General features: G+C 39.8%; 13 protein-coding genes. 10 read left to right on the top strand and 3 right to left on the bottom strand.

The window, feature by feature from the left end:
* Positions 1–12: 12 nt before the first annotated feature.
* Positions 13–354, top strand: coding sequence for a 50S ribosomal protein L17 (gene rplQ / locus Q0E03_RS05820; RefSeq protein ID WP_177664973.1), 342 nt, complete (start codon positions 13–15; stop codon positions 352–354).
* 44 nt (positions 355–398) lie between these two features.
* On the opposite strand, the gene Q0E03_RS05815 is transcribed toward rplQ, so the two are convergent.
* The gene (locus Q0E03_RS05815) at positions 399–629 is read right to left on the bottom strand and encodes a helix-turn-helix domain-containing protein (protein ID WP_294836803.1); all 231 of its coding nucleotides are present in this window, start codon (positions 627–629) and stop codon (positions 399–401) included.
* Between the two features lie 100 nt (positions 630–729).
* On the opposite strand from Q0E03_RS05815, the gene Q0E03_RS05810 reads away from it, so the two are divergent.
* The 7 genes from Q0E03_RS05810 to Q0E03_RS05780 all read left to right on the top strand — a co-directional run bounded on the left by Q0E03_RS05810 (position 730) and on the right by Q0E03_RS05780 (position 9,620).
* Positions 730–1,488 carry a fibronectin type III domain-containing protein gene (locus tag Q0E03_RS05810; protein WP_297130334.1) on the top strand — a complete coding sequence of 253 codons (759 nt, stop codon included), beginning with the start codon at positions 730–732 and terminating at the stop codon, positions 1,486–1,488.
* A gap of 281 nt (positions 1,489–1,769) precedes the next feature.
* Entirely contained in the window at positions 1,770–4,361 is a 2,592-nt protein-coding gene (polA, locus tag Q0E03_RS05805) for a DNA polymerase I (protein WP_297130332.1), read from the top strand.
* 2 nt (positions 4,362–4,363) lie between these two features.
* Entirely contained in the window at positions 4,364–4,786 is a 423-nt protein-coding gene (gene rimI / locus Q0E03_RS05800) for a ribosomal protein S18-alanine N-acetyltransferase (protein ID WP_297130329.1), read from the top strand.
* 16 nt (positions 4,787–4,802) lie between these two features.
* A complete protein-coding gene (gene tsaD / locus Q0E03_RS05795) occupies positions 4,803–5,816 on the top strand; it encodes a tRNA (adenosine(37)-N6)-threonylcarbamoyltransferase complex transferase subunit TsaD (protein WP_297130326.1) in 1,014 nt (337 codons plus the stop codon).
* 179 nt (positions 5,817–5,995) lie between these two features.
* Positions 5,996–7,777, top strand: a complete 1,782-nt coding sequence (locus Q0E03_RS05790) for a phosphoenolpyruvate carboxykinase (GTP) (protein ID WP_297130323.1) — start codon at positions 5,996–5,998, stop codon at positions 7,775–7,777.
* 306 nt (positions 7,778–8,083) lie between these two features.
* A complete protein-coding gene (locus Q0E03_RS05785) occupies positions 8,084–8,920 on the top strand; it encodes a glycosyltransferase family 8 protein (RefSeq protein ID WP_297130320.1) in 837 nt (278 codons plus the stop codon).
* A complete protein-coding gene (locus Q0E03_RS05780; RefSeq protein WP_297130319.1) occupies positions 8,904–9,620 on the top strand; it encodes a TVP38/TMEM64 family protein in 717 nt (238 codons plus the stop codon). The genes Q0E03_RS05785 and Q0E03_RS05780 overlap by 17 nt, the downstream gene beginning before the upstream one ends.
* Before the next feature lie 54 nt (positions 9,621–9,674).
* Here Q0E03_RS05780 and Q0E03_RS05775 read toward each other — a convergent pair whose 3' ends face one another.
* Both Q0E03_RS05775 and Q0E03_RS05770 read right to left on the bottom strand, forming a co-directional pair.
* Positions 9,675–10,607, bottom strand: coding sequence for a glycosyltransferase family 2 protein (locus Q0E03_RS05775; protein WP_297130317.1), 933 nt, complete (start codon positions 10,605–10,607; stop codon positions 9,675–9,677).
* Between the two features lie 10 nt (positions 10,608–10,617).
* Complete coding sequence (locus Q0E03_RS05770; RefSeq protein ID WP_297130313.1) at positions 10,618–12,195, bottom strand: hypothetical protein; 1,578 nt, start codon at positions 12,193–12,195, stop codon at positions 10,618–10,620.
* Between the two features lie 203 nt (positions 12,196–12,398).
* On the opposite strand from Q0E03_RS05770, the gene Q0E03_RS05765 reads away from it, so the two are divergent.
* Together Q0E03_RS05765 and Q0E03_RS05760 are read left to right on the top strand one after the other, a co-directional pair.
* On the top strand, positions 12,399–13,238 hold the full coding sequence (locus Q0E03_RS05765) for a transketolase (RefSeq protein WP_297130310.1): 840 nt from the start codon (positions 12,399–12,401) through the stop codon (positions 13,236–13,238).
* Positions 13,239–13,240: 2 nt separating this feature from the next.
* Complete coding sequence (locus tag Q0E03_RS05760; RefSeq protein ID WP_297130308.1) at positions 13,241–14,182, top strand: transketolase family protein; 942 nt, start codon at positions 13,241–13,243, stop codon at positions 14,180–14,182.
* Positions 14,183–14,222 lie beyond the last annotated feature (40 nt).

Here is a 14,222-nt window from a genome sequence, read left to right as displayed (position 1 = left end):
GAGGGAATTTCAATGCCAGGTAGCAGAAAACTCGGTCGTCCAACCGACCACAGACAGGCTATGCTTAGAGGATTGGTTACTTATCTTCTTGAAAACGGCAGAATTGAAACAACCGTTACTAGAGCTAAAGAAGTTCGTGCTATGGCCGACAGAATGATTACTCTCGGCAAGGAGAACACACTTCACTCAAGAAGACAGGCTCTTGCTTATGTTACTAAGGAAGATGTTGTTAAAAAGCTTTTTGATGAAATTGCTCCAAAGTATGAAGATAAAAACGGTGGTTACACTCGTATAATTAAAACAGGTCCTCGTAGAGGCGATGCTGCAGAGATGTGCATCATCGAGCTTGTTTAATTACAAAATAAAAGTCCCCAAAGGCTCGCGCCTTCGGGGGCTTATTATTTTACTTTGTTTGGGTTATCTGTTCTGTCGAGTAAATAATCTATGTTTGTGTCAAAAAAATCTGCCAATAGAATCAATGTCTCTGTCGGAGGTATTCTTTCACCGTTTTCATATTTTGAGATAAGTGCCTGCTCAATCCCTGTTTGCATCTGCATAGCAATTTGGGTTAAGCCTTTTTCTTTTCTTAATTTTTTCAAATTATTACCCACAATATCACCCAATGACATTATGTCATATTTTTTGCTTGACAATTATGACAATATGTCATATAATAAAACTAACAAAAGAAAAGAGGTAATTATCATGAAAAAATTTGTCAGTTTGTTAATGTCTGCAGTAATGCTTTTCGGTGTTGTTGCCGGAACAGGCACTACCGCCTTTGCAGGTGGATGGTTGGATTATGCACAGGATATTGAGCTTGATACTGTATATACAGAGTCATGCTCCACAAGTGAATACAAAGCAGAAGATTCGTGGGGTAGTACACGTTATTATGATGTGTTTCGCTTTTCAGTTCCTGCAAAGGGTGTTGTTACATTCAAAATAGAATCCGAAGCACAACAATACGCATTTGCGAGTCGAAATTTTAGAACACATTATTTCATTTACAGAACTAATGATGTAAATAATTATGTTTGGACTGCAGAAAGTTCTGAAAACTATTATTATAGTTCAGCAACTGATAAGTTTTATAATTTTTTTGATATATCACTAAATCCTGGCGAATATTATTTGGTTGGAGAATATGAATATTCATCAGGCGCAGGCTTTGACGGAACATATGATTTTGAACTTTCATACAAGCCAAGTGTTCCAAAGCCGTCACAAATTAAAGCATCAAAAATCGCACGAAAAAGTGTTAAACTAAGCTGGAGCAAGGCTTCGGGTGCCAACGGCTATCAGCTTCAAAGAAAAACAGGCAGTGGTTGGAAAACCATTGCAAATACAAGCTCATCCGCATTTAATGTAAAAAAACTTAAGTCAAAAACTAAATACCGCTTTAGAGTGAGAGCATATAAGGTTGTTAACGGTAAAAAGTATTATAGCGCTTGGAGCAGTACCAAAACCGTTGTAACAAAGAAATAAATTTGAATAAAAATATCTTTTAAGGAGCTGTTTTTTACGGCTCCTTTTTACTGTGGATAATATGGGTTGAAGCACAAAAATTTTTCAAAATGGTTTTTGGCTCCCCTTGAGGTAAGGAGAGCTGTCACCGCAGGTGACTGAGGGGATAATGAAAAGTATTTAGAATGTATTACTTGTATATCAGACACAATGCACCGTAGAACTATACTCGGGTGTTTTATTATTGTAAACAAATCCGTTATGTGTTATAATATAAAGAATTAATTTTTTGAGGTATTGATATGACTTTATTGGTTCTTGATGGCAACAGTATAATCAATCGTGCATTTTACGGAATAAAACTTCTCACAACAAAGCATGGTGATTATACCAATGCTATATACGGATTTTTGAATATGATGCTTCGCTTTGAAGATATGTGCAAGCCCGATGCGGTTGCGGTTGCTTTTGATTTGCACGCACCGACATTCAGACACAAGATGTATGACGGTTACAAAGCAGGCAGACACGCAATGCCTGATGAACTCCGCTCTCAAATGCCTGTGCTCAAGAACATTTTGCACCTTTTGGGTATCAAAACCGTAGAATGTGAGGGTTGGGAAGCCGATGATATTCTCGGCACTTTTGCAAAGGTTTGCAGAGAAAACGGCGATGCTTGTTTCCTTGCTACAGGCGACAGAGATAGTTTACAACTTGCTCACAACGGAGTTAAGGTGCTCCTTGCAAGAACAAAGAGTACCGATATTATGGACGAAAAGGCAATTCTTGAAGAGTACGGTGTAGAACCGATTGACCTCATCCAAGTCAAGGCTTTGCAGGGCGACAGCTCTGATAATATTCCGGGTGTTCAGGGTGTCGGACCAAAGACTGCGCTCGACCTCATTTCTCGCTTCAAAACTATTGATTATATCTATGAAAATATCGACACAATCGACATAAAAGAGGGCGTTCGCAACAAACTTAAAAATGATAAAGATAATGCCTATCTTTCGCTTAAACTCGGTGAAATTGTAACCGATGCGCCGATTGATACCGATATAAACGATTACAAACTTAATGACGGTGACAAAAAAGGTGCGGCTGCCGAGTTCGCAAGACTCGAACTGTTCAGCCTTATGGACAGATTCAATCTCAACGCAAATGACGCAGTTGTTGCAACCGCCGAGGAGGAAGTTCCACCTCGTGAACTTGAAAGATTAACCTGCGTTGACGCCGATTATTTGCTCGAAAAAATCGGTGATAATGACGCTTATTACTATCCTGAAATTGTTGACAATTCGGTGACCGATTTGTATTTTGCGTTTGGTGACCAAATTATCGTTATGCCGAGCGAAACTCCGGAATTTAAGTGTTTTGTTCGCAAGTTTTTTGAAAATGAAAATTGCAAAAAATACACATATAATTCAAAGTATTCTCACCGTCTTGCAAAGGAATTGGGTGTTGAGTGTAAAAATGTCTGCGGAGACCTTATGCTTTCGGCGTATCTTCTCAAGCCGTCTGACAATAATTATTCAATCGACCATCTTTGCTTGGAGTATGGTGTTGCAATTCCCGAATATAAAAATTCTCTCGGAGGCAGTGATGAAAGAGTAGTCAACGCTTCGGTTCTTATGCCGCTTTTTGAAAAGACAAATTTGCTTCTTCAAGAGGCAAATCAAACCGAACTTCTCAACACAATCGAACTTCCGCTTGCACGGGTTCTTGCAAAAATGGAAATCGAGGGCTTTGCTGTTGACAAGCAGGGCATTGAGGATTTCGGCAAAAGGTTGTCAACACGAATTGATGAACTGACGGAGATGATTTATGGCTTTGTCGGTCACGAATTCAATATCAATTCACCAAAGCAGTTGGGCGTTGCACTTTTTGAGGATTTAGACTTGCCGTGCAAGAAAAAGACAAAGAGCGGTTATTCAACAAATGCAGAAGTGCTTGAGGGCTTGCGCAACGAAAACCCTGTTATCGACTGCATTTTGGAATACAGAACCTTAACAAAATTGAAGTCAACTTATTGCGAGGGCTTGCTAAAAGCTATTCAATCGGACGGCAGAATTCACACATCTTTCAATCAAGTTGAAACAAGGACTGGCAGAATTTCGTCACTTGAACCGAATTTGCAAAACATTCCTATTCGTACCGAACTCGGCAGAGAAATGCGAAAGTTTTTCATTGCCAAAGACGGTGATGTGCTTGTTGATGCCGATTACAGCCAAATTGAACTGCGTGTTCTTGCCGACCTTGCAAATGATGAAAATATGATTAACGCTTTCAACAGCGGTGCGGATATTCACACTTCAACCGCTGCACAGGTGTTCAATATGCCTGAGGAGTTTGTCACAAAACAAATGCGTTCATCTGCAAAGGCTGTCAACTTCGGTATTGTTTATGGCATCGGTGCGTTCAGCCTTGCAAAAGATATCGGCGTTTCACGCAAGGAAGCGCAGGAATATATCGACAATTATCTTGCAACATACAGCGGAGTAAACAAATATATGACCCATGTGATTGACCTTGCAAGAGAAAAGGGATACAGCGAAACTTTGTTTAAGCGTCGCAGATATTTGCCTGAACTCAATGCAACCAATCATATGGTTAAGGCGGCAGGTGAGCGAATTGCAAGAAATATGCCGATTCAGGGCACGGCTGCCGATATTATCAAAATCGCAATGATTAAGGTGGATAAGCGACTTGACGATGAAAAACTTGACGCACGCCTGATTTTGCAGGTGCACGACGAACTTATCGTTGAAGCAAGCGAAGCCGATTCAAAAAAAGTGCTTGAAATCGTGACTGAGGAAATGGAAAACGCATGTCAAATGAAGGTTAAACTTCGTGCAGACGGTGCAATCGGCAAAGATTGGTACACCGCACATTGATTATGAATATAGAAAAATTTGAAGAAAAGCACCTTGACGGTGTTGAAAAAATAGAAAAAACCTGCTTCGCACATCCGTGGAGCAGGGAAGATTTAAAAAATCAAATCGGTCTTGATACATCACATTTTCTTGTTGCAACGGTTGACGGAAATGTTGCGGGATATATGGGACTTCAGATTTTCGGCGGTGAGGGATATGTAACAAATGTTGCCGTCCTGCCCGAATATCGCAAGCAGGGTATCGCCGAAGCGCTGATTAGGGAACAGATGAAAAATGAAATGTTGTTCATCACCCTTGAGGTGCGAGAAAGCAACCTCCCGGCAATTTCACTTTATACAAAATGCGGATTTAAAAATGTCGGCATCCGTCCGAATTTTTATTCCGCCCCAACCGAAAACGCAATAATAATGACATATGAATTTTGACTTTGAGGATAAACAAATGAAAATTTTAGGTATAGAAAGCTCCTGTGACGAAACGGCGGCAGCTGTTGTCGAAGACGGTCGCAAGGTGCTGTCAAATGTAATAGCAACCTCTTTGGAGGAACATAAACTGTATGGCGGTGTTGTGCCGGAAATCGCATCTCGCAGACATGCTGAGAGCATCAGCGGTGTTGTTGAAGAAGCACTTGCACAGGCACAATGTACTATGGATGACATTGATGCAATAGCTGTCACCTATGCGCCCGGTCTTATCGGTTCGCTTCTTGTCGGAGTGAATTTTGCAAAGGGACTTTCCGTTGCAACAAACACCCCGATTGTTCCTGTTCATCACTTGAGGGGTCATATTGCATCTAATTACATTTCAAGTGACATTGAGCCTCCGTTTTTGTGCCTTGTTGTCAGCGGTGGTCACAGTCATATTGTAGCCGTTAAGTCTTATACGGATTTTGAAGTAATCGGAAAAACCCGTGACGATGCAGCAGGCGAGGCGCTTGATAAAGCGGGCAGAACTATGGGGCTTGAATATCCGGGCGGTATCAGCATTGACAGGATTTCACCGAGTGGTGACGAAAACGCTTTCAAATTCCCTGTGCCGAAAATTCACGATGCACCGTATGATTATTCATTTTCAGGGCTGAAAACCGCTGTTATAAACACCATTCACAATTCAAAGCAGAAGAACGAAGAAATCAACATTGCCGATTTGGCGGCGTCATTTCAGAAAAATGTTGTTGACCTTTTGCTTTCGCATTTTGAGAGTGCGGCGGAGAATTTCGGTTATAATAAACTTGTGATTGCAGGCGGAGTTTCGGCAAACAGCAAATTGAGGAGCGAAGCTGAAAAAATGTGCCAAAAGCACGGATGGAATCTTTATTTGCCTGAACTTAAATACTGCGGTGACAATGCGGCGATGATTGCTTCACAAGGCTGTTATGAATACAAGGCTGGCACTGTTGCAGGCGAAAATCTGAACGCTTATGCCACTATGCCGCTTGATGATTTACATTATTGACAAAAAATTGTCAATTTGAAACATATTAATGTGACAAATTAATGAATTTTGCTTTTTTCTATTGAAATTTAATTCAAATATAAGTATAATCAAACTAACAAATCAGTATGCGTTACTGTAACTGATTTCAGGCTGAAAAGCCATATACCAAATGTAAAATATATAAAGGAGAATAGATTATGGAATCAAAACTCACAAAGAATCCATCTTTACTTGCTTGGCTCGACGAAAAAGTTGAACTTTTGAAGCCTTCAAAGATTGTATGGATTGACGGTTCAAAGGAGCAAATCGACGCTCTTAAGGCTGAAGCTGTTGAAACAGGCGAAATGATTAAGCTTAACGAAGAGCTTCTTCCTGATTGCTATCTTCACAGAACAGCAGAGAACGATGTTGCCCGTGTAGAGGATCGTACTCTTATCTGTACAACAAAGGAAGAGGATGCCGGTCCTACAAACCATTGGATGGCTCCTGACAAGGCATACGATATGCTTTATAAAATTGCAGCAGGCTCTTACGAAGGCAGAACAATGTACATCATCCCTTATTCAATGGGTCCTGTAGGTTCTCCTCTTGCAAAGATCGGTATCGAAATCACAGACTCTATCTATGTTGTTCTCAACATGAACATTATGACAAGAGTCGGCGCAAAGGTACTCGATGTTTTGGGCGACAGCAACGACTGGGTTCGCGGTATGCACTGCAAATGTAATGTAGACCCTGAAAACAGATGGATTGTTCAGTTCCCTGAGGACAATACTATTATCTCTGTTAACTCTGCATACGGCGGAAATGTACTTCTCGGTAAGAAGTGCTTTGCTCTCCGTATTGCTTCATATCTCGGCAAGAACGAAGGCTGGCAGGCAGAGCATATGCTCATCCTCGGTCTTGAAAAGCCAAACGGCGAAATCAAGTACATCTGTGCTGCTTTCCCATCAGCTTGCGGCAAGACAAACCTTGCAATGCTTATCCCACCTGAAGGATACAGAAATAAGGGCTACAAGATTTGGACAGTAGGCGATGATATCGCTTGGATTAAGAAGGGCGAAGACGGCAGACTTTATGCTATCAACCCTGAAAATGGCTTCTTCGGTGTTGCTCCGGGTACAAATATGAAGTCAAATCCTAACGCTCTTAAGTCAACAATGAAGGGCACAATCTTTACAAATGTTGCTCACAACCTTGACAACAACACTGTTTGGTGGGAAGGTCTTGATAAGAATCCGCCTGCAAATGCTATTGACTGGAAGGGTAATCCTTGGAACGGTCAAACATCAACAGAAAAGGGCGCTCATCCAAACTCAAGATTTACTGCTCCGACAGCAAACTGCCCATGCCTTTCATCAGAATTCGACAATCCAAACGGTGTTCCGATTTCTGCATTCGTATTCGGCGGTCGTCGTGAGAAGCTCACTCCGCTTGTATATCAGTCAAAGAGTTGGAACAACGGTGTATTCGTAGGTTCAATTATGGGTTCTGAAACAACAGCTGCTGCAACAGGTGCAGTTGGCGTAGTTCGTCGTGACCCTATGGCTATGCTCCCATTCTGCGGTTACAATATGGGTGACTACTGGAAGCACTGGATTGAAATCGGCGAAACTCTCGACGAGGACAAGGCTCCTAAAATCTTCAATGTTAACTGGTTCCGTAAGGATGAAGACGGTAACTTCTTGTGGCCTGGATTCGGTGATAACTTCAGAGTTCTTGACTGGATTATCGACCGTTGCGAAGGCAAGGTTGACGCTCAGGAAACAGCTATCGGTTATCTTCCTTATGCTAAGGATATCAACCTTGAAGGTCTTGATATGACTGAAGAAGAGGTTGACAAGATTCTTGATGTTGATAAGGACGCTTGGGAAGAAGAACTCAAGGGTGTTGATGAACTTTACGCTAAGTTTGGCGATAGGCTTCCTAAGGAGCTTGCAGACGAACTTGCATCTGTAAAGGCTGCACTTAAGGACTAATTCCTAATCGAAAATATTGATTAATTAAATCCCCGGAGTAATCCGGGGATTTTGTGCATTTAAAGATATTTTCTTACATTATTGTAATTGAACTTGTCACCAAAAAATAATTTCCGTGTTGTATTCTTAATATTAGAGAAAAGGTGAATTTGTTTATTCTTTTGTAAGAATCTTTATCAGTTCTTTCCTTTTCTTTAACACAATATGAAAAAAGCAATGTTAAACTTTAGAACATAAAAGGTCATATCTTTTCAACCGATTTCGGTGGCTTATGCTTATATATTTGTGAATTAAGGAGATGTGGATATGAATATGTTGGTAACTCTAAACAGCGGATATGTTTTGCCGTTGTGCACAATGCTCAAATCAATTGCTTGCTCAAATGAGGGAACAAGGATTGATTTGTATATCGTTCATTCATCGCTTACCATTGCGGATTTTAGGGAAATTAATTCGGTGACAAAAAATACAAACATCTGTTTTCATCCTATAAAGGTTGACAACTCTTTGTTTGACTCTGCTCCGACTTGCAAACGAATTTCTAAGGAAACATATTATAGAATTTTTGCAAGCGAACTTTTGCCAAACGACCTTGACCGAATTTTGTATATCGACCCCGACACCGTTGTTATCAATCGTCTTGATGATTTTTATAATTCCGATTTCAACGGCAATGTTTTGATTGCCGCAAAGCATTTTGACGGCACAATGGATTTGTGGAACAGAAAAAGACTTGGCATCAAAAAATCAAAAAGATATGTCAATGCAGGTATAATGCTGTTTAATCTTGACCTTATGCGAAAGATTTTTTCGGCAGACAGGGTGTTTGATATTATAAAAAAGAAAAAGTCAATATTGTTTCTTGCCGACCAAGATGTAATCAATATTATGTATGACGGTTTAATCGGTCTTTATGATGAATATGTCATCAATCTTGACGAGCGTTGCTTTGCACGGCTTTTGAAGAAAATGCCTCTTGAAAAAGCAATGGAATATGCAAATGAACATACGGATATTATTCATTTCAACGGCAAGTACAAACCGTGGAAAAACGGATATAAAGGTGTGTTGGACGGCTATTGGCATTATTATAATCGAATGCCGAGCCTGCAACCGAGGAGGTATTATGATGAAACTGCTTAAAAAATACTTCAAGATTCCGCCGAAAAATGTTTGCATAATTTATGGTGTGGCATTCGCTTTTCTTGTTGCCTTGTTTCTGGCAGTGTATTTCACCGTTGGCAAACAACTGACCGAATTCGTATCCGACACAAAAAGTTTTGATGCTTGGTTGTCGCAATACAAGAGTTTCAGTGCGGTTGTGTTTATATTTATTCGTGCATTTCAAACTGTGATTAAAATTATTCCTGCCGAACCTTTGGAGATTGCGTCAGGTTACGCTTTCGGTACTTGGGGAGGACTTCTTTATTGCTCAATCGGCACATTTTTAGGCTCTCTTGTAATCGTCTTTCTTTCAAAAGCTTTTGGACAGGCGTTCATCGGTGCGTTTGTAAATGAAGAACAAATGAAACAACTTAAAGTTTTGAGCAATACGGATAATCAAAATCTTTTTTTGTGGATATTTTATCTCATCCCGGGAACGCCAAAAGACATTTTTACATATATCGTTTCGGCATCGGATATCAACTTGTTTAGATTTTTTGCAATAACAACAATCGCTCGAATTCCATCAATTATAACTTCGACGATTTGCGGCAATGAATTGATGAACAAAAATATAAAATCTGCTGTGACTATATTTGTTTTGACAGCCGTTGCCTCAGGCGTTTGTGCAATTATCTACAAAAAACATAACGACAAAAAACAAAAACTCAATGCATAAATAAAAAAGTCAGTCCTTTTGAATTCTTTAAGGACTGACTTTTTATTTGTAGTTTTATTTATCGTTTTTGTCAAGCATTCTGATTATGTTGAGATTTGTTTCGAATACTTGTCTGTGTTGTTTGCGGAGAACCGACAGCACAATTCCGGCAAAGAAATTCATTCCCGATACGATGCCGAAAGTAACGGACGCAAGGAAAGTCGGAATTCTCGGAACTAAACCTGTTTTGATGTATTCAACAAATACAGGAATGAAGAAACCGATTGCAACTGCCATAAGTATTGCGGAAATGATTGAGAAAAATGTGAGAGGCTTTGTATCTCTGAACAGCATTCCGATTGTTTTCAGCACCTTGAAACCGTCCGAATATGTGTTGAGTTTGCTTTCACTGCCTTCCTCACGGTCTTGGTAATCAATAGGAATTTCAACAATTCTGAAATTGTTATCAAGTGCAAATATTGTCATTTCTGTTTCAATTTCAAAGCCTTTGCACAGAACAGGGAATGACTTTGCAAAATCACGGCTAAATGCTCTTGCTCCGCTCATTACATCGTTGATTTTTGAGTGAAAAAGGAAGTTGATCATATCTTTAACAAGAACATTTCCGAAATTGTGAAAACGGCGCTTGTTCATTTCAAAATATGTAGAACTCAATCGGTCACCGACTGCCATATCGGCTCTGCCTTCAAGCACTTCTTTTTCAAGAACGGGTGCAAACGATGCAGGGTAGGTGTTGTCGCCGTCTGCCATAATGTAGCAATCAGCCTCAATATCTCTGAACATTGAGCGCACAACATTTCCTTTGCCTTGGCGAACTTCTTTTCTGACTGTCGCACCGGCTTTTTTTGCAATTTCGTATGTGCCGTCGGTTGAATTGTTGTCATAGACATATATGTCTGCGTGCGGCAAATTCTCACGAAAATCTTTTATTACTTTTTCAATCGTTTTTGCTTCATTGTAGCAAGGTATAATTACTGCTGTTTTCATTGTTTGTTTCCTAATTCTGATTTATTTTTTTGAATACTGCATATTCCTTGTTTTTGAATATCAGCTTGTAATCTTTGTCGTTTTTTAGATTGACATATAGCGGTTTTTCAGAACTTTTTTCAATTAATGCATAGTTGAAATTGTATTTGTCAAAAACCTTTTTGTAATACATTTTGCCGTCTGCAATTTTGAAATATTCTGTCAAATAATCAAAATCGTGATTGGCTTCTTCAACAAAAGAATCTGCACGGGCATCAATGTATGTTGTGTAGCCCTTGAATTCAAGATAACCGCCGGCGTTGAAACCGTTAAATAATTTCAAATCTGTGACATTGTTCTCGTCAATATCGTTCTGCATAGCGGTTATTGCGGCATCCATACGCTGAGTTGTCTTGCTTCCGCCGTCATATTTTATGTAGTTTGAAGCTTCGTTATATACACCGCTTGCCAGAGTGCCGACGATTATTATCGAAAAGACAAATATGAGTGCAACGGTTATTTTGATAAGACCCTTTGATTCTTTCTTGTTTGTCTTTTTCTTTGCTTCTTGGTCTTTCTTCACCATTTTTTCAAAAGCACCACGGAAGTCGATGTTGTCAATATATTTAAGCGTTGACGGAACGGCGCAAATGATGAAATACGGTATCAGCTTGATGTACATAAGCATCATAAATGCCGTGCCTGCAGTGAGCAAACCGTATCTTAGATTTGTCTTGCCTTTTTTATAGAAAATATAAATGCAAAGAATTGTGATTAATTCAAGCCATCTGGAAATGCTTGTAATATCAAAAGAAAATACAAGAGGGTTGAGTTCGTTTATAATGCCGTTTACTTTGTTGCCGATTGATGTTGTAAAAAGGAATGTCAAGCCTTTAATTCCGTATGGAGTGATAAGACCGCAAGCAGCCATTACAACTGCTGTTACAATAAGCGGCATAAGCTTGCAACAAGCTATGGACTTGCCTTTGATTTTTATCGGCAGTGCGTTTGCTAAAAATGGCAACAATAATATAAACAGCATTGTCCACATTGACGCATGAAGGTTTACAACCAAAACGGACAAAACGGGCAATACAAATAAATGCTTATATTTGCCGTCTTTTATAAATCTTTCAAGGCAAATCAGTTCGATAAGTGTTATTGAATATGTAAAGATTTGAGGTCTCGTAACCATATATGCCGTCATGGCACTTCCGGCTAAAAATGTTGCAACATTTGCAACAATAGGCTTATCTGAAATTTCAAGACATAGTTTTTTAAACAAAAGCAAAAAAACCGTGAACATTACAAGTACAAGCAGCATAGGACCTAAAAAGCCCATAGAACTGTACAGTTTATAAAATATTACATCCGACAGCCATTGCTGAACAACAAGGTCCATATCGGTGTGGAAAGTAAGGAAGTCTTTTGTAGGTATTCCGTTTTTGCAGATGTATTCACCTGTTTTGATAATCCAGTATGTATCAGAGTCGGTTTTCCACTTCATCATAAACAACGAAATGAAAGGCAAAACCGATATAACCCCTTTTAGCGTTTTCAATATTTTTTCAGAGAGTCGTTTTTCTTTTGCTTCGGTTAATTGTTTCATATTATCTCCTTTTATTTGTGTCTTTAATGTTAATTATACACATATTCAGGGTATAAATCAATATGATATTTGTATAAAATAAACATTAGTATATAAAAGATTACAATATGGTTACCATCCGTTGCTTTTCTCTTGCACATTTAATAATAATTTGTTACAATAAAAGGGAAAATAAATCAGATAATTAGCAAAGGAGCTTTTTTATGGATTCATTATGTAAAAAAGAGCTTGAGATTTATGCCACAAAAATCCGTATGGGTATAATCGAAGGCACTTACAATGCAAAAGCAGGACATCCGGGCGGTTCACTTTCTGCGACAGATGTTTTTGCTTATCTTTATGATAAAGAAATGAGAGTTAATCCTGCCGAACCTAAGTGGGATGACAGAGACAGACTTGTTCTTTCAAAGGGTCACTGTGCACCGGGTTTGTATGCCGCACTTGCATACAAAGGCTTTTTCCCGGTTGAAGATTTAAAAACTCTCCGTCACATTGATTCATATCTTCAGGGACATCCAAATATGAATACTGTTCCGGGTATTGATATGAGCACAGGTTCTCTCGGTCAGGGTATCAGCGTTGCTGTCGGTATGGCAAAGGGCGCAAAGTATCTTGGCAAGGATGTCAATGTTTATTCTGTTCTCGGTGACGGCGAAATCGAAGAAGGTCAGGTTTGGGAAGCAATGATGTTTGCTCATCAGTACAAACTTGACAATCTCTGCATCATTATTGACTGCAACGGACTTCAAATTGACGGCCCTTGCAGCGAGGTTATGTCAGCTGAGCCTATTGACGAAAAAGTTAAGGCTTTCGGTTTTGAAGTTGTTACTATTGACGGCAACGATTTTGATGAACTTGAAAAGGCATTTGACGCTTTCCACAAGTCAAACAAGCCATTTGCAATTATTATGAAAACCGTTAAGGGCAAGGGCGTTTCCTATATGGAAAATCAAGTTGGATGGCACGGTAAAGCTCCAAACGAAGAAGAATATAACATCGCAATGGCAGAATTGAATGCCAAGTTGGCAGAATTGGAGGCGTAAGTATGAGCGAAGTAAAATGTATTGCTACCCGTGACAGCTACGGAAACGCACTTAAAGAGCTTGCAGCAGGCGGAGCAGATAAGCTTGTTGTTCTTGACGCCGACCTTGCGGCTGCTACAAAAACAGGCATTTTCAAAAAAGAATATCCTGACAGACACTTCAACTGCGGTATCGCAGAAGCAAATATGATTTGTGCCGCAGCAGGTATGAGCACTATGGGACTCGTTCCTTTTGCTTCATCATTTGCTATGTTTGCGGCAGGCAGAGCTTTTGAGCAGGTTCGTAACTCAATCGGCTATCCGCATCTTAATGTAAAAATCGGTGCAACTCACGCAGGTATCTCTGTTGGTGAGGACGGCGCAAGCCATCAATGTTGCGAGGATTTTGCACTTATGCGTTCTATTCCGGGTATGGTTGTTATTTGTCCGGCTGATGATGTTGAAGCAAAGCAGGCTGTTAAGGCTGCTTATGAATACGAAGGTCCTGTATATTTGAGATTCGGCAGACTTGCTGTTCCTGTGTTCCACGATGACAGCTATAAGTTTGAAATCGGCAAAGGCGAAATCGTTAAAGAGGGCAAGGATGTAACTATCGTTGCAAACGGTCTTATGGTTGCCGAGGCTATCGAAGCAGGCAAGATTCTTGCAGAAAACGGCATTGATGCGGAAATCATCAACATTGCCACAATCAAGCCTCTTGATGACGAACTCATCGTTGCTTCTGCAAAGAAAACAGGCAAGGTTGTAACAGTTGAGGAACACAATATTATCGGCGGTTTGGGCGAAGCCGTATGTGCTTGCCTTTCAGAAAAGTGTCCTACCCCTGTAAAGCGTATCGGTGTTAATGACGAATTCGGTCATTCAGGCCCTGCAAAAGATCTTCTCAAGCAGTTTGGTCTTTCGGCAGAAAACATTGTAAAGGTTACAACAGAATTTGTTAAATAATTAACATTTTTTATTGATTTATCAATTAAGATACTGTATA

The sequence above is a fragment of the uncultured Eubacterium sp. genome (assembly GCF_934525195.1).
In the GTDB taxonomy this organism is placed as follows: Bacteria; Bacillota; Clostridia; order Oscillospirales; family Acutalibacteraceae; genus Eubacterium_R.
The sequence above is the reverse complement of the archived record's forward strand: the minus strand, read 5'-3'. Positions and strand labels throughout refer to the sequence as shown.